The organism is Paenibacillus apis (assembly GCF_018333295.1).
Classification (GTDB): Bacteria; Bacillota; Bacilli; order Paenibacillales; family Paenibacillaceae; genus Fontibacillus; species Fontibacillus antibioticophila.
On sequence record NZ_BORS01000006.1, the window covers coordinates 145,125 to 160,705 of the forward strand.

At 49.1% G+C, this 15,581-nt stretch carries 16 protein-coding genes, 1 tRNA gene and 1 pseudogene; 4 read left to right on the plus strand and 14 right to left on the minus strand.

The window, feature by feature from the left end:
* Nucleotides 1-14: 14 nt before the first annotated feature.
* Both KI362_RS10430 and KI362_RS10435 read right to left on the minus strand, forming a co-directional pair.
* A pseudogene (locus KI362_RS10430) lies at nt 15-905 on the minus strand (CpaF family protein); the annotation flags it as partial.
* The gene (locus KI362_RS10435) at nt 902-2,068 is read right to left on the minus strand and encodes an AAA family ATPase (protein ID WP_301627095.1); all 1,167 of its coding nucleotides are present in this window, start codon (nt 2,066-2,068) and stop codon (nt 902-904) included. The gene KI362_RS10435 and the pseudogene KI362_RS10430, both read right to left, overlap by 4 nt.
* A 267-nt stretch (nt 2,069-2,335) precedes the next feature.
* Between KI362_RS10435 and KI362_RS10440 the strand changes: the two genes are divergently transcribed.
* The gene (locus tag KI362_RS10440; RefSeq protein WP_301627262.1) at nt 2,336-2,569 is read left to right on the plus strand and encodes a DUF4190 domain-containing protein; all 234 of its coding nucleotides are present in this window, start codon (nt 2,336-2,338) and stop codon (nt 2,567-2,569) included.
* 171 nt (nt 2,570-2,740) lie between these two features.
* Here KI362_RS10440 and KI362_RS10445 read toward each other — a convergent pair whose 3' ends face one another.
* From KI362_RS10445 to KI362_RS10460, 4 genes are all read right to left on the minus strand, one after another.
* Nucleotides 2,741-3,169, minus strand: coding sequence for a thiol-disulfide oxidoreductase DCC family protein (locus tag KI362_RS10445; protein ID WP_301627097.1), 429 nt, complete (start codon nt 3,167-3,169; stop codon nt 2,741-2,743).
* A 93-nt stretch (nt 3,170-3,262) separates the two neighbouring features.
* A complete protein-coding gene (locus tag KI362_RS10450) occupies nt 3,263-3,541 on the minus strand; it encodes a hypothetical protein (protein ID WP_044477470.1) in 279 nt (92 codons plus the stop codon).
* Between the two features lie 229 nt (nt 3,542-3,770).
* A tRNA-Leu gene (locus KI362_RS10455) sits at nt 3,771-3,853 on the minus strand.
* A 58-nt stretch (nt 3,854-3,911) separates the two neighbouring features.
* Nucleotides 3,912-4,274, minus strand: coding sequence for a helix-turn-helix domain-containing protein (locus tag KI362_RS10460; RefSeq protein ID WP_212940269.1), 363 nt, complete (start codon nt 4,272-4,274; stop codon nt 3,912-3,914).
* Between the two features lie 185 nt (nt 4,275-4,459).
* Here KI362_RS10460 and KI362_RS10465 point away from each other — a divergent pair, with 185 nt between their 5' ends.
* Nucleotides 4,460-5,104 carry a hypothetical protein gene (locus tag KI362_RS10465; protein ID WP_301627101.1) on the plus strand — a complete coding sequence of 215 codons (645 nt, stop codon included), beginning with the start codon at nt 4,460-4,462 and terminating at the stop codon, nt 5,102-5,104.
* Here KI362_RS10465 and KI362_RS10470 read toward each other — a convergent pair.
* The 8 genes from KI362_RS10470 to KI362_RS10505 all read right to left on the minus strand — a co-directional run bounded on the left by KI362_RS10470 (nt 5,101) and on the right by KI362_RS10505 (nt 13,975).
* The gene (locus KI362_RS10470) at nt 5,101-5,796 is read right to left on the minus strand and encodes an AzlC family ABC transporter permease (protein WP_301627103.1); all 696 of its coding nucleotides are present in this window, start codon (nt 5,794-5,796) and stop codon (nt 5,101-5,103) included. The two genes, KI362_RS10465 and KI362_RS10470, sit on opposite strands and share 4 nt — an antisense overlap.
* A gap of 25 nt (nt 5,797-5,821) precedes the next feature.
* On the minus strand, nt 5,822-6,154 hold the full coding sequence (locus tag KI362_RS10475) for an AzlD domain-containing protein (RefSeq protein ID WP_301627105.1): 333 nt from the start codon (nt 6,152-6,154) through the stop codon (nt 5,822-5,824).
* A 133-nt stretch (nt 6,155-6,287) separates the two neighbouring features.
* A complete protein-coding gene (locus KI362_RS10480; protein ID WP_301627107.1) occupies nt 6,288-7,871 on the minus strand; it encodes an alpha/beta hydrolase in 1,584 nt (527 codons plus the stop codon).
* Between the two features lie 40 nt (nt 7,872-7,911).
* The gene (locus KI362_RS10485; protein ID WP_301627109.1) at nt 7,912-8,940 is read right to left on the minus strand and encodes a FecCD family ABC transporter permease; all 1,029 of its coding nucleotides are present in this window, start codon (nt 8,938-8,940) and stop codon (nt 7,912-7,914) included.
* Nucleotides 8,933-9,940, minus strand: a complete 1,008-nt coding sequence (locus KI362_RS10490; protein WP_301627112.1) for a FecCD family ABC transporter permease — start codon at nt 9,938-9,940, stop codon at nt 8,933-8,935. The genes KI362_RS10485 and KI362_RS10490 overlap by 8 nt, the downstream gene beginning before the upstream one ends.
* A gap of 26 nt (nt 9,941-9,966) precedes the next feature.
* Nucleotides 9,967-10,986 (minus strand): ABC transporter substrate-binding protein, encoded by a 1,020-nt coding sequence (locus tag KI362_RS10495; RefSeq protein ID WP_301627114.1) that lies wholly within the window; start codon nt 10,984-10,986, stop codon nt 9,967-9,969.
* Between the two features lie 112 nt (nt 10,987-11,098).
* Entirely contained in the window at nt 11,099-12,820 is a 1,722-nt protein-coding gene (locus KI362_RS10500) for a helix-turn-helix domain-containing protein (protein ID WP_301627116.1), read from the minus strand.
* A 234-nt stretch (nt 12,821-13,054) separates the two neighbouring features.
* Complete coding sequence (locus KI362_RS10505; RefSeq protein WP_301627118.1) at nt 13,055-13,975, minus strand: helix-turn-helix transcriptional regulator; 921 nt, start codon at nt 13,973-13,975, stop codon at nt 13,055-13,057.
* Nucleotides 13,976-14,068: 93 nt separating this feature from the next.
* Here KI362_RS10505 and KI362_RS10510 point away from each other — a divergent pair, with 93 nt between their 5' ends.
* Complete coding sequence (locus tag KI362_RS10510; protein ID WP_301627120.1) at nt 14,069-14,560, plus strand: GyrI-like domain-containing protein; 492 nt, start codon at nt 14,069-14,071, stop codon at nt 14,558-14,560.
* Between the two features lie 239 nt (nt 14,561-14,799).
* Nucleotides 14,800-15,570 carry a MerR family transcriptional regulator gene (locus tag KI362_RS10515; protein ID WP_301627122.1) on the plus strand — a complete coding sequence of 257 codons (771 nt, stop codon included), beginning with the start codon at nt 14,800-14,802 and terminating at the stop codon, nt 15,568-15,570.
* Nucleotides 15,571-15,581: the final 11 nt, after the last annotated feature.

Genomic DNA, 15,581 nt, shown 5'->3' on the forward strand with positions numbered 1-15,581 from the left:
CACCACAATACCCATGATAGACTGCCGTCATGGCCAGTGTTCATCGCCTGGAGCATATCAAGCGCCTCGGCCCCCCGAACCTCCCCGACAATAATGCGGTTAGGGCGCATCCGGAGGGAGGAGCGGATCAGGTCTCTGACCGTAACTTCCCCTTTGCCTTCCGTATTCGCATTCCGCGTCTCTAAGGAGACCAGGTTGGGAACCGTTACGATCTGCAGCTCTGCGGAGTCCTCAATCGTAATCACCCGTTCATCTGAAGGGATGTACTGGGACAGAGCATTCAAAAACGTGGTTTTCCCGGACCCGGTTCCGCCGCTGATAAAAATATTGAATTTGCCGTAAATCAGCTTCTTTAACCATTCAGCGGTATCTGTGTCCAGCGAGCCCTTAGCCACAAGATCATCCATAGATAACGGCCGCTCGGGAAATTTCCGGATCGTCATTGCCGGTCCTTTAAGTGAAACTGGCGGGAGTACAATGTTGACACGGGAGCCATCCTTCAACCGGGCATCGACAATTGGAGACGACTCATTGACAACCCGGTTCACATTCGACACAATGCTCTGAATAATATCCTCCAACCTTTCTCTGGATTCGAACTGCGCCGTAAGCTGCCGGATCGCTCCTGCCTGCTCGATAAAAATCTCCTCATGACCATTGATCATAATCTCGGTGATGGTTCGGTCATCAATCAGCGGCTGCAGTACGTCAAGCCCCCGGAAGGAATCGTACAGCCTGCGCACCCATTTTCGCTTCGCCGTTGAAGTCAGCTCCGTCAACCGTTCATCTCCAAGAACATACCGCTCGATATGCTCCATTAGCTGGTCATCCTGCATGGCAGATGTCACATCAAGCCCAGTGCGAATCTCTCGACGCAGTGTCAGGAAGAGCTCATCTTCGATCATGCCGGGCTCTCCCTTCCGCCAGGAGTCGTCCAGTTCTCATTCTCGTGAAGCAATCTGCTCAATTTCATCACATCTCGTTGATATGCGGGCGCCTGCCGCTGAATGTCGGCATATCCGGCTGAGCCATTCCACGCTGGAATCCATGGCAATACGGCCGAAATCGGGATGTTTCTTTCAGGAAGAGTAAGGAGGCCTTCTCCTGTCGTGCGATTGGCAACAAACAGCGATTTCCCTATAATCCCGTTGTATAGCCCCGGGTTGGTTCGTTCCAGAAATGCCAGCCATTTTACCGTCTTGTCCAATATGATCCGGTTCTCACCGACAATCCAAAGAAGCTGGTCCGCCTCTTCCATCACGGTCTCTATACGAAGATCAGGAATGGAATCCGTATCAACAATTACAGCATCATAACTCCGGCTCTCGATAATGAATTTGAGCAATGCCACAACATCATTTCGCTCCAGCTCCTTCATCTCGTTCAGGTTATACAATGCCGGAAAGGCGTCGCCCCTCAAGAAAGCATTTCTATATACATAGTGACTAATTGGATAACGGGGCTTCTGATGCTTCTCTTCTGCTGCCTTCAAGTCATATAACAGCCGAGCCAAACCCGGACGTCCCTCAGCCTCAATCTCTTCCCTTCCGTCACTTGAGATATTGGACTGAAGTGATTCAAGACTGATGTAAATTACATGCTTTCCTTCGGATGCGAACTGTCTGGCAAGCTGGATAGAGACTGTTGTCTTCCCGCTTCCTCCGGCTGCCGATATGACTCCGATCAGTGTTGTCCTTCCCTCATTTGCAGCCGCCTCTCTTCTGCCCCGGATCATCTCCTCAATCTCTGCCAGCAAACGGCTTAAGGGCTGGTACTTCGATACCCCTAGGCCTGATCTCCCTTCCCGACCGGAATATCCTCCTTCCCGGAGTTCAATCCATGGAGCTCCCTCCCGCAGCTTCCCTTGCCAGCCCTCCCGAAACGATGTCTCTCCAAGAACGGCATCCATCTCATCGGACTCATTCTCAATATATTTCCAAAGTGCTTCCTTCCGGCTGAAAGCGGTCACCACCACCCGTCTTTCAAACTCACTACAACGGATATATTGAAGAAACGGTTCAATGTAATCCTCTTCCGTTGCGGCTAAAACAAGCCTGATTGGCTGCATCGCCCGCCTCACCTCCTCCCGGAACCAAAAAAAGCACCGCCCACAAACCGATGACTCGGTAGGTGGACGGTGCTTCCGTTCCGGTATTCCTTAAATTTACAGTTAGAATATCATAATACCGTTATTCAGACAAGTCCTTTTTTCTAATCACACCCAAACAAAAGCAATGACTGGACATAAAGTATGGATACTTTTCTATAATTTGATATATTTAGGTCAACGGAGTAAAGGAGGTCGAAGGAACTGTCTAGAAATTCACCAGAACAGATTAATTCTAAGTCTGTTGCCTCGTTAATCTTGGGAATTTTATCTTTGGTCATACCGCTTTTTGGATTTTTCCTTGCGATAGCAGCAATTATACTGTCAAGGCAATCTATTAATGAAATGTCAAGTTCAGATAGTCAAGGAAAAGGGTTGTCGATCGCAGGAAGAATATGCGGAGCTTTAGCATTGGCTGGCTATTGTGTCCTATTCTTGTACCTCGCCAAGTATTGGTTTTAAAAAAATCTCTTAGAATAAAAAAGCACCACTTATAAAGCGTTTCCGCTAAATAAGAGGTGCTTCCTCTTCTCATACTAAATCGCGTTGAATACTACACCCCCATACTTGTAATTACTAAAACGCTCAGTAACCCCTCCTTGAACATACCACTGCCATGCCTTTTCGTCACCCTTATTCTTCTTCAATAAAACGACTGCGAATTTCCGGCGTAGGCACCATGCAGGCTGTATCCTTGCCAAACCATCGATAACGGCGAGCAGCAATAAAATTATATATGAGATCCCTGATTGGTGAAGGAAGCACAATAAAGACATACAAGGCCGGCCAGGGTAAACGAAGGCGTCTGGCAATGCGAAGGGCTGCCGTGGATTGGGTATAACAGCTTCCGTTCTCCACCAGGATGATCGTTGATGGAGCCTCTCCCTCCGGAAGGGCTCTTCCCAGTAACCTTGCCGCAGTATCCGATTGCAGAGACGCGAAGGCAAATCTCCCGGAAGGGTCACGGTCAATGATAAAACGAACGGCAGCCTGGCACAGATGACATACACCGTCAAACAAGACGATGCTGCGTTCCTGCTTCAATGGCGGACTCTTTTTCATCCTAACCTCCTTATATTGCTTGCGTATTGAACAACCTCTAATAGAAAAAAGCACGGGGCTGCTCCCCCGCGCTCATTATTCCAACTCTGCTGCTTATTGAGCCAGAGCCTTGTCAAACCATTGTCCAGCTTCGATCTGGCTCGCAATATCACCTGAAAACTGATCCATGCATTTGCAGATGAAGTCTTTACGGCAGACCGGGCATGGCGTCTTCTGCAACCGGCTGATGTTTGTCAGCTGCCATTCCGGTTCGCGGTTGTAAAATACCCGGCACTCCGTTCCATCGGCCAACTTGACGATAAACTCGTACAATCCATCTTTCTCATTGCTTCCAGCCTTGGTCACATTCGTTACATTCGGTCTGTAAGACATGATCATCACCCGTATTTATAAGATATAGTGCTCTGTAGTACTTAGACATATTAAATTATTTTTCCGGGGTGTGTCAACTTGGAAGAGGATGACAATCTGCTCCGGGGCTATTTCCATTATTGCCGGATTAGCTTGAACTTATAGCAGATGTCAAAATAAAAAAGATCGACTAAGGGACTTGCCCCTAATCGATCTCTTCTCAGACTCTTCACGGAGTCCATCATTTCAATGCGGTCGAGAGGACTCGAACCTCCACGGGTATACACCCACTACCCCCTCAAGATAGCGTGTCTGCCATTCCACCACGACCGCAAGTTGTTAAAGCGACAAGATTTATTATATCTTCTGAAATCTTAAATGTAAAGTGGTATTAATTCCCTCCTGAATCGCGCTGCTTGCGGTATTTCACGAAGGCTATGTATTCCTGAATAAATTCTTTCTCTTCCGGCTCCAGCTCCGTATTCAATCCTTCCCCTTCCTGAAATACATAGTCGGCAGGAAGCTCGTTCACACGCCCCGCCGGTTGAGCGATCCGCTCTCGCCCGGTTAGCAGCCAATCCAGACTGACATCAAAAAAGGCAGCGATCTCAATTAGTTTGTTCGTGCTTGGCGTCGACTTTCCCCTTCTCCAATCTCCGAGGTTGCCTGTGCTGATTTTCAATTCCTCGCAAAATGCTTTCTTCGTTAAACCGTGCGACTTAATAAGAAACTCGATCCTGTTGTAGATAGACACTGTGCCCCGACCTTCCTTCAAAATACATCGAATTACGCATAAAAGTAATTAATAGTTGAGAAATTACGCTTTTGCGCTTATAATGACTTAGAAATAGAATTGTAGAACCATTATATCACAGCATTTCCAGCCATTAATAGGGTCGTAAAGCACGGATATAAATATGTATTATAGGAGCGTCTACTGTGACCGAGATCATTTCCGCACACCAAGCAACACAAAATCTGTCTAGAGGATTTGCAATCATCGATCCTGAAGGAGTTGTTCAGGCCGTGAATCCCGTCTTGATTCAGCAAACCGTTGATCTTGGGCTCTCGCCTGTATGGAGCAGCATTGGGTTCAACATGCTTGAGCGTTTAAAAGAAGGACCCTATCCCAAGTTCTCTCCACCACATACCTTCCGCCAGCTTTTTCGCCATTTTCGTTCCGTATTAAGAGGCTGTGCCCCCTTCTTCGCCATGGAGTTTACCATCGATACCCCTTCCAGACGATCACTGGTGTTGGAGCTCTCTCCCTTCATTCATCCCTTCTCAAGCCAGGTCGAAGGGTTATTGCTGACGTTGACCGACATCACCTTCTACAAAGCGCTGGAGAACAGCCTGAGGACAGCACTGGGTGAAGTGAGGACGTTAAGGGGCTTGCTGCCCATCTGCGCAGTATGCAAAAAGATTAAGGACGAAGCTAATCATTGGACCCTGATCGAGGAATATCTCATTCGGCACACTCATGCAGAATTTACCCACGATATTTGCCCGGATTGCATTAGAACCCTATACCCTGAATACTCCTCCATTCTCGATGCCCCTGACAAAACCTCCGATACTGATTAGCTGTGCTCTCGCTTCTTAGGCCTCACCTTCATTGCGACGGCCGCGCCGAGCAACCCTCCAAGCACGATCCCAATCCCCCCGGCATTCCATAAGGCTGCGAGGGTAGCCAAGAGGGCACCGCACAGCGCAGCTGTCCAGTCCGCGCGGCTTCGTTCACTGCCAAAGAGCAAGGCTATGAATAAGGCCGGGAGCGCAAACCCGAGAATTTCTGCCATTCCTGATGGGATCAGTGTACCCAGACCATAGCCCGCAAGGGTTCCCGTCAGCCAAGAGCCGTATGCCGCGAGCATCACAGTAATGAAATAAGGGACACTCAAGCGCTCGTTCTTGTCTAATCGGCTGGACACGACGGCAAATACTTCGTCGGTCAGCCCGAAGGCACCCAGCCATTTATAGGGCTCGCTCCAGCCCCTTACATGCGGCCCGATCGATGTGCCATACATAATGTGCCGCATATTAACCAGCAGCAATGTCGATATGATTGTAAAAGGCGAGATAGCATCGCCCAGCAGACTAAGCAGCATAAATTGAGCCCCGCCAGAGTATATCCATGCGGAGGTCAGAAAATTATAATGTGCCGGCATCCCGGAAGCGGAAGCCAGAACGCCAAATGCGGCCGCCAAAGGAAAATAAGCTAATACAACAGGAAGTACATCTCTTAACCCAAGTCTGATCTTGTCCAATGGATTCATATTCTTCTCTCCGAATTCTCTCGCACTATAAGATGAGGTGGCTAATGAGCGCATACAGCAATATCCCGGAGGTTACGGTTAATAGGAACCGGCGCGTCTTCCATGCGATAAGCATGGTTGGGAGCGCGGCAAGCAATACGGCATTGTCTGTCACGGATACCCAGCGATTGTCCGACAATAGCAGAACTGGTCCCAGCATAGCCCCCAGCATAGCCCCCAGCACAGCCGGAGAGACGTAGGAGAGCCATTCTTTTGTCCGTTCATTCCATTTCACTCGGCTTCCCAATACCAAGGAACCAGCACGAAATAAATAAGTCCCCACACCTGTCACCGCAATGATCCAAAATAGATTCTCCATCTTACTCCCTCAAATCCAATAATATCTATATGAATTTATGTATTATATTATAGCATATTGCCCTTAAAAGAGAGGAGAGCAGTCCCTTTCTGAGAGGGCTGCTCTTCATCAAAAACTATGAAACTCTGCAAGGTTAAGGCTTACGGTGTCCCGAGACATACCGAAGGATTGGGCTGACAATAGCAGGCAGCAAGGAGACATGCCCCTCTCCCTCTACTTCAAAGTAGTGTACATCTACATGCTCCTGATGCTCGCTCAGAACCTTGGCCATTGCTCTAGCCCCGTCCAGCATGTTTTCCTTTTCCTCCGAACCGACACAGATCATACAGCCGACAGGCTCCAACGGTTCATGGCTGGCCTGCCGGGAAGCGAGCCATCGGTCCAAATGGCCGTACAAGGCCTGATCGTTCCACCAGATCGACGGGCTCGCAGCGATATACTGCTGAAACAGCTCTGTTCTGGTCATCATCGCATAGAGAGCAAAAAATCCGCCCAGCGAATGGCCCAGCAGGCTCTGGCGCTTCCGATGAATGCTGTACATCCGCTCGATCTCCGGCTTTAGCTGCTCGCTGATAAAGTGAAGAAACTCCTCGGCTCCGCCATTTTCCGGCCACGAGCTGCCGTCCGGCCGGACGGGCATTTTGTCCTGGTCAGCAGGTTCGGTGTAATCGATGAACCGGTCCGGTGTGACCATCGCATCCGGAGAATCATACCCGATGCCGACAATAATGGCCGGTTCATGCCCTCGCGGACGCCGGGTTTGCAAGCGGACCGCCTCTGCGAAGGTGCCGAAGGAAGCATTCGCATCCAACATATATAGTACCGGGTATCCTTCCTCTGGAGGCGGCGCCATTGGCTCGGCGACAGAAATTCGGTACTGTCTGCCGGTCCGCTCAGAATTTCTCAGGAAGCTGAACGTTCCTTGAATTTGATGAGGTTTATTTTCCCCTTCGCCATGATCAGTCTCATGCACCTTACGCCCCCTCCGCTCAAATAGCCAGGATAGAGCTTCCGGGAACTGCCTCGCCATGAACAAGGGATCATGTGTGCCCTCTGGATCTACTGCCAGCAGCAGTTCGCCGTCTGGCAAAGCGGACTGGAACCATTGATGTGCCTTCATGGTGTAAGGCACCATGTTTTTTTGGATATTCTGCTTGTAGATTCCCTCATTTTTCCCGATCGACATGAATACGCGAACCGTGGAAGGAAGCGGGTGCTCCTGCACATAGGCAAGTACGCCTTCATACCAGAAGGATGCCGAGATCAAGCCGCCATTACCGAACACCTCCGGTCTCCAATACAGAGCAAAGAGTGAAATCAGGCCGCCGAAAGATCCTCCGATTACCGCTGTATGCTCCCGTTCAGGCAAGGTGCGGTAATTCTCGTCAATATAAGGCTTGATGACATCAGCTAATTCTTGTACATATGCCGGGCCTTTTCCTCCGAAATTCGGCCAGGTCTTAATCAATTCCTCGGCCGGCCATGGTGTATATTCATCATTCCGGTTTGCGGACTCGACGCCAACCAGAATAACTCCTGACAGCTTATATGCGGCGTACAGATGCTCCAGATAGTTCAAGCAGTCCATAAACAGATTCCCGCCATCATGCACATAAGCCACCGGATAGGCTTCCTGTCCCTGGTCATAGGATGGGGGCAGGTACACGGTTAGAGCTCGTTCTCCTACCTTTATCTTTTGGAGTCGATGTAAATACACCCTGTCAACTTCCCTTCATTAATTTCTCGTTAATTTCTCGTTAATTTCTCGTTCGAATCATGAGATAAACAAAGTAAGGCACGCCGATAATCGACACTACAATCCCTACCGGAAGCTCTGCCGGTGCGAAGAGGGTCTTACCGATGAAATCGCCGATCACGACCACAGCCATGCCAAGGATGCCGCTAACGGGCAGCATATATTTGTGACCAAGGCCCACGAGACGGCGCGCGAGGTGAGGAGCGATCAGCCCGATAAAGCCGATGCTGCCTGATACGGATACCCCCGCGCTCACTAGCCCGATGCTGCACAATAAGAGAAGATTCTTTTCCCGCTCCACCGCTACTCCGGAACTTCTGGCGCTGTCCTCGCCTAGTTGGTAGATATCCAGCTGCTTGGATCTAAGCCAGATACAGAGCGGAAGCACCAGCATCCACGGCAGCATCGTGACGACGAACCTCCAGTTAGCTCCATGCAGGCTTCCTGCCAGCCAGGAGACGGCCGTCTCGTAGTCTCTGGGATTCATTTTTAATGAAATGAACAAGGTCACCGCTCCAAAGCCTGAAGCGATCGCTATCCCCACTAGCACGAGGCGCTGCGGATCAAGCCGCCCTTGTTGCCTTGCGAAGGCATACATGCACAAGGTGGCTGCGATCCCTCCCGCCAATCCAAACAATGGCATGAGCATTACCCCAAGCCATCCGGTAAAGGTTACCTGCCCCTGAAAAAAGAACATGAACAGGACCACCGTCATCCCCGCTCCGGCATTGATCCCCAGGATCCCCGGATCCGCCAGGCCGTTTCGGGTAATTCCCTGAATAACCGCCCCTGCCATCCCCAAGGCTGCTCCCACCAGAGCTGCCAGGACGATACGCGGCAGGCGGAACTCGAAGATGACAAGGCGATAATCCTCGTTGGTCTCCAGCCCGAGCAAGGTTCTAAAGACATCCTTTACCGATATATCAAACATGCCATTCGTCAGACTCACATACATCGTAGCCAGGACGAACAACAACCCGATGAATACCACCCACCCGAACCTTGCGAACGATGAATTCCGGTTAGACATTGCTCTTTCCTCCTTTCATCTTGATTAGATAAAGGAAGAACGGAACACCGATCAGTGAGGTGACCACCCCAACCGGCGTCTCGAACGGGTAGTTAATGAATCTGGCAAGAATGTCGCAGACCAGAAGGAAAATCGCTCCGAGCGCCCCGGACACCGGAACAATCCGCCGATAATCCGTGCCTGCAAAGAAGCGGGCAATATGCGGAATGATCAATCCGACAAATGCGATTTTCCCCGCCAGAGCAACAGCTACCCCCGTCATAATGACCACGGCAATGGTGCAGAGCACCCTGATCAGCCAGGTATGCACCCCCAGCCCTTTCGCCGTATCCTCGCCTAAGGCAAGCAGCGTAACGAAACGGGACAAGCCGATAGCAAGCAGCAGTCCGACTGCAGCAAACGGAAGGCTCAGCTTGATCAAAGCGGGGTCCATGCTGTGAAGCCTTGCATTATACCAGAAGCTGATATTTTGTGAGATTTGAAAATAAACCGAGATCGCCGAAGAAATTCCGCTCAAGAAGGTCCCGACAATCGTGCCAAGAATCGCAAGCTTAACCGGACTTAGCCCTCCGGGAACCAGCCAGGCCAGCCCAAAGACAATCGTGGCGCCGATCAGGGAGCCCAGCATTGAGCTGAAGATCAGTCCATAAGAGCTTGTATCCGGCAAAAGAATCATCACGATCGTCACGGCAAAGACCGAGCCATCCGCTACCCCCATAATCGAAGGGGAGGCCAGATAGTTGCGCGTCATCCCTTGCATCAGGGCGCCGGATACGGCCAGAAAAGCACCGATCAACAGTGCGCCGAGCGCGCGAGGCAGGCGGGAGGCGCGAATAATCTGATGATCCACATTGCTGCTATCAAAGGAAAATAAAGCTTGCCAGACCGTCTCGGCGGAGATATCCTTGGCACCGTAGAGAACGGACACCACAGCAAGAAACAGGCAAACTGCCGGTGTCATTATGAGAATGACAGCCGGCAGCGAAGGTCGAAATCGCATAGTTTAACAACGCCTTATCGCAAATTTTATTTCAAACTCGACAATACCGCCTTCAGAAACTCGATTTTACTGTATGCTGTTCCGCCTTGTGCCAATGGATCGACAACGTTAACAAAGGCATGACCGTTCTTGAAGGCATCCAGGCTTCCTACAATCGGATTATTCTGGAACTCTTCCAATGCTTTAGGTGTGTCCGTATTTTCAGCTTCCGAGAATTGGATAAACAGATAGTCCGGATTCATCTCGGCCAATTTCTCCGTAGAGATCAGCTCTTGTGCTTCGGCAGCTTCAATCTCAGCCGGCACGGTAAAGCCCAGATCTTCATACAGAACAGGGTTGAAGAAGACGTCCTTCGGATAGACATAGGCCTCGCCGCCACGAATACGAATTGTGACTACCTTGCTCTTTGTCAGAGCTTCGCCAAGCTCCCCTTTCCCTGCTTCAAGATCACTCTTATATTGAGCTATCGCCGCTTCCGCCTCGGCTGTCTTGCCGCTGATCTCACCGAGCAGCTTCAGGTTGCTCTCCCAGTTGGTGGAGATATGCGAGTAAGGAATCATCGTGGCAATTTTGTTCAATTGCTCCGCTACCTCCGGCTTGAACTTCGAGGTACCCAGGATTACATCCGGCTTCAAGGACAGAATTTGTTCAAAGTTTGGTTCCGTCTTCTCACCGATGGATACAGCATTTGCTGTCACCTTGGAGAACAGTTCGGGGAACTCTCCTGCAAATGAAATCGCCCCGACCGGCTGAACATCCAGCACGATCGCATCCTCCATCGCTTCTACAGCCCCTGTAATAACGATTCGTTCAATCTTGGATGGAACGGTATATTCTTGATCCAGATATTTAATAACTCTCGTCGCTGACTCATTGCCCTCAGGCTCTGTCTCTGTCGTTGCCGCTTGTGTCTCTTCTACTCCGTTTGTTGCTCCATTATTGGATGCTGCATTACCGGAGGCTTCGTTGGTCTTGTTGGCGCCACAACCAGAAATCAGCAGGACGGCTGCCAGAAGCACAAACGCCATCAGTTTACTCTTTTTCATAATACCCCGCTTTCCCCTTCCATCTTTCTAGATTGATAATGATTATCATTATTGGTTATGTTAAAGGATACTCCCCCGTTAATCCATGGACAATCTTCCGGTTTTACATGGATTAATTCCCTGAGATCCTTAGCAGGTCTTGAATCATGTGTACAAAGGCTGTCGGAGAATATTCTCTCCAAGGGTAAGAGGACATGACATATACGGTCCCCCGCTTCACCTGCGGCAGGCTTGACCAATCCGAATGTCTCTGGATGCTTCGCCAATGCTCAAGCGTATGCGAATCCTGACGAACGACGAGCAGCAGCAGGTCGGCATCGCTCTTTCGGATTTCCGCAAGTGTAGATCTGCGGGAATCTCCGGGCTTGAGTCCATTGAGCATTTCTGAGGGCACCAAGCCTAATTGTGTGAAAAGCGTCTCCGACGCACCTTCATCTCCACTGACATAAAAGTTATCGTTAAACAATCTGATCGGGAGAACTCTGGCACCTCCAATTATGGAGGAAAGGCTTTGTTTGGCTTCCGCCAAAAGCTCATCAAATCCAGCCAGCCACGCATCCGCCTCTTCTTCTCTATGCAGCAATGCGCCTAAATCCTTTAATTGCTCCCTCCAGGCTTTCTCTCCATGTGCCCCTTCTATTTCGTAAACGCGAGAACATTTCCGCAGCACATCCAGCTCCCAATCCTGCACACCCGAAGAACAAAGGATAAGTTCAGGCTGAGCCGCCTGAATCTGCTCCAGGTTCTCCTGCTGAAATTGCCGATGCTGGTAGGCATTGAGATGTACCGGAATATCGGGGCCCATGGTCCGGTAATAGTAAGGAGACCACTTCGGGTGCAGCGGGGCCGCATAGGGAGCCGCATCGAGAGCGGCTAAATATCCGAGAATCGCAGACGTTCCAAATACCGCTATTTTGGTGTGTCTGGTCTTGAGATAGGCCGAAGGGGAAACACCAAAGCTTTTCTTGAATTTGCGGCTAAAATAGAACTCATCTCGATATCCCACCGCATGGGCAATCTCCTTCATCGGTCCGCTCCCGGAAGCCAGCAGCTGCTTGGCCTTTCGCAATCTCACTTCCGCCACATATTCCATCGGAGATACCGCATAATACTTTTTGAATTGTTCGGCAAAATATTTGGGGCTCAGCTCGGCCAGCCCGGCCAGCTTCTCCAGGCTTAGCTCATCCGCATAGTGCTGATCAATGAATGCCTTCGTACTCTCAACGGCACCCATTCTATCGTTCGAACACGGTGTCTCGGCATAGAGGGATATTTCGTGCAGCATGTGCTCAAACTCAATACGGGCAAGCCACAAACTGCGATCCTCTCCACTGTAAAAATGCTCGAATATCGAGCGGCAGTACACCCCGATTCGCTCCAATTGGCTCGCCAGCTTACCTGAGGAAGGCAACCAAGGGCATGCGGTATCCGGAACCGTAGGACTCTCCTGAAAATTCTCTCCCCATCGATAAGCATCGAAGTGAAACATAGTTGCTAAGCCCGAATTGGAAGCGTCGCTCGGATTTGAAGGAGTATGGAAGTAGAATAAGGACGTAGACCCTGCAGGGCACACTATAAAATCTCCCTTTCGAACCAGCCTCTTGCGATCTGCCAGCTCCAGCACTCCTTCTCCTTCATGAACAAGAATGAGCGCCGTCAGCACATGCAATTGATGCTCCCTTCTCTCCGGTCGTGGCTGAAGATACTGCACGTCACGCAAATGAAACCGGATATCGGCTTTATCCATGTTCACTGCTTGCTGTTCGCCAAATCTGCGACCTGAAGAACCGCAAGGCCTATCTCGATGAAGCATCATTTCCGATTGTGCTTTCATTCGCAATCGAACTCCTTACTCATGAATGGGTATATGAATATAGTTATATTAGCGGGTGATAACAATTATCATTATCATTTATTTAAGGGTGGCTGTAAATGTTTTATGTTCAGTTGAGCGTGCTGTAATAGAAAACAGAACCCCATATGGAGTCCTGTTCGTGGTGTTAATTACCTTGGTCAATCATCGGATTGGAAGCCCGAATACCCTATTATATACAAGTCCAACTCGTAGCTATTTGTATATCGCCAATATTTTACGAACATAGTTCTGAAAAGCTTCCCGAACATCGGAAGGCTCAATGATCTCGCATTTATCTCCAAACCTTAGCAGTATATCATAACCGTATTCGTTGTTGACAATTGGAAATATGGCCAGACAACTATCCCCTTCTACACTAATAATGTTCTCCTCACCGTATCTTTCTATCACTTTATCCTTTAAGGATAAGGCAATTCGGATCTTGACCGGAACCCTTTCATCACTCATCCAACCTGATCCATCCATTGCTAGAGGTGAAAAGTCGCGAGGTACAAACGTTTCTGGCAGCACATAAAGATTGCCCATCCGAGCCAATTTGAATATTCGGTAATCCTCTTTCAAGGTACAGAATGCCTGCAAATACCAGCTGCTTTCTTTAAAAACAACTTGATAGGGCTCTATCTTTCTAGAGGTAACATTCCCGTCTTTATTGATATAATCAAACTTTATATATCTCTCTTCATTGATGGCGATTTCTACACTGCTTAGCAGGGAACGCAGAGATCGGTTCCCTTGATTTAAGGATAAATCGACAGTAAAACTGCTTCCTTTCTCTGATTTCACGCCTTCTTGGCCTATATTACTTAGCTTCTCCAGTACATGAACGATTTCTTTATGATTGTATAACTGTCTATAGCTTCTCAGACTTGTTAGCAGGGTTTGAATATCTTTGGGTGTGAACAGTTTTTTATCGATTTTATATGATTTCATCAAGCCTACTCCGCCAGCTACCCCTTGTGTGGTGAAAATCGGCAAGCCAGCCATTGTCAAGGTATCGATATCTCTATAGATGGTTCTGCTGCTGACCTCAAGCTTTTTGGCAAGCGCTCCGGCACTTATAACTTCATTTTCCAATAGAATCATGATCATCGCAATCAGACGGTCAATTTTCACAACATCACCTCAACTCTAAGTATGCCATACTGTTGTCATATATAGAATGCTACGTTATTTATGTATCAAAAAAATAAGCAGGAGGAAATTGAAATGAGTAACTTTAGAGTTGAGAGAAAAGAAGGTTTTCGTTTCGTTGGTTACAAAACGGCTTTAGAGGGATCCGGCAATGCACATTCCCCGGAATTTTCCCAACAAAAAACGAAGTTTTTCATTGGAGCCGTTGAAAATGGTCAAATGGCACTCCTTCGTCCACTTGCCGAAGATTCGTATGGCTATGCCGCAATAACTGTGGAACAAGGGAATGTCTTCTACTATGCGGGAGTTAAGACCTCGCAGCTTGCATTAGAACAAACAGAGGAGGTTTTGTTTCCGGAGAGCGAATATTTAGTCCTTACGGGGAACGGCGGCTTGTCGCGCTTAGCCTTCGACAGATTGGAGGACCAGGCCTTTAATGATCTGCTGACCGAAAACGACAAATGGATCTATACGGGTGCTCCTATTGCTGAAATTCTGTTAAATGGAAACCCGTCTGATGCCCAGGTTGAAGTATGGATACCCGTTAAAAAGCGAAACAACCATTAACCTGCTAACCCAGCTTATTTGCCAGTAATTCCGGATAAAAGACGAGCAACAGCCCTCCACCTCATTAATTAGTGGTGAATGGCTGTTGTTTGTACATACACATGCAAATTCAAACTCTGCGGATTATTCAGTTCTCTTAGATACATATCTTCTATCTCTTATTAAATAAATACAGTTTATGGGCTTGATCCTACAGTTACTGGAGGTTATATAATGGGGCAAGAGAGGAGGAGAGGATGATGGAAGCTGCACATTATTCCATCGGGAAATTTGCCGAGTTAAGCGGCATTCCGATACGCACGCTTCATTATTATGAAGAAGTAGGACTGCTGTGTCCGCGCCGTCAGGACAATGGACATCGCATCTATGGTTCGGCTGATTTGATCACCTTACAGAAAATTATCGGCTTAAAGTCGCTTGGCTTTTCCTTGGAGCGTATTCGCCAGTTCATTCATCATCGTGAACCGGAGATGAAGCTGGCCGACGCCCTGCGCATTCAGCAACAAGCCCTGCAAGCCGCCCGCGTTGAACTAGACAAGTCACTGGAGATAATCGAACGACTGCAAGCCATCCTCCAGCGTGAAGGAGAACTGGAGCATGAGATGATGTTTCTGCTGATACGCAACATGCTAAGGGAGGACAAACAGCGCAGTTGGGCGGCGGAGCATTTGTCGGAGCACACAGCCACTACCTTGTTCGATATCTCCCAGAATACCGCAGTTGAATTGGATCGGGATATGCTCGCCTTTGCCGAAGCCGTCAGGCGTCTTTCAACCGGAAAACCCGATACTTCGGAGGTCGAAGAAATGCTGGGCTTCTACGTGCAACGAACACTCAGCTTTCTGGATGACAAAGCGATTGCAAACTTTGCCCAGATTCCGGAGGAGCAGCATGAGAAGTTGGAGCAGTTGGTCGATCTCCCCTTCAACGAAAGGGAGACTGCCTGGCTGGATGAGGCGTTAGCACATTATGCGGCCAAATTCGGCCTTCCTGGAATCACCGGACCATAGCGACAGATCGC

Coding starts and splice junctions, on each gene's coding strand:
- KI362_RS10435 (WP_301627095.1), bottom strand. CDS start 2,068: ATGCAGCCAATCAGGCTTGTTTTAGCCGCAACGGAAGAGGATTACATT.
- KI362_RS10445 (WP_301627097.1), bottom strand. CDS start 3,169: ATGAAAAAGAGTCCGCCATTGAAGCAGGAACGCAGCATCGTCTTGTTT.
- KI362_RS10450 (WP_044477470.1), bottom strand. CDS start 3,541: ATGTCTTACAGACCGAATGTAACGAATGTGACCAAGGCTGGAAGCAAT.
- KI362_RS10470 (WP_301627103.1), bottom strand. CDS start 5,796: ATGAATCCATTGGACAAGATCAGACTTGGGTTAAGAGATGTACTTCCT.
- KI362_RS10475 (WP_301627105.1), bottom strand. CDS start 6,154: ATGGAGAATCTATTTTGGATCATTGCGGTGACAGGTGTGGGGACTTAT.
- KI362_RS10485 (WP_301627109.1), bottom strand. CDS start 8,940: ATGTCTAACCGGAATTCATCGTTCGCAAGGTTCGGGTGGGTGGTATTC.
- KI362_RS10490 (WP_301627112.1), bottom strand. CDS start 9,940: ATGCGATTTCGACCTTCGCTGCCGGCTGTCATTCTCATAATGACACCG.
- KI362_RS10495 (WP_301627114.1), bottom strand. CDS start 10,986: ATGAAAAAGAGTAAACTGATGGCGTTTGTGCTTCTGGCAGCCGTCCTG.
- KI362_RS10500 (WP_301627116.1), bottom strand. CDS start 12,820: ATGAAAGCACAATCGGAAATGATGCTTCATCGAGATAGGCCTTGCGGT.
- KI362_RS10510 (WP_301627120.1), top strand. CDS start 14,069: ATGAGTAACTTTAGAGTTGAGAGAAAAGAAGGTTTTCGTTTCGTTGGT.
- KI362_RS10515 (WP_301627122.1), top strand. CDS start 14,800: ATGGAAGCTGCACATTATTCCATCGGGAAATTTGCCGAGTTAAGCGGC.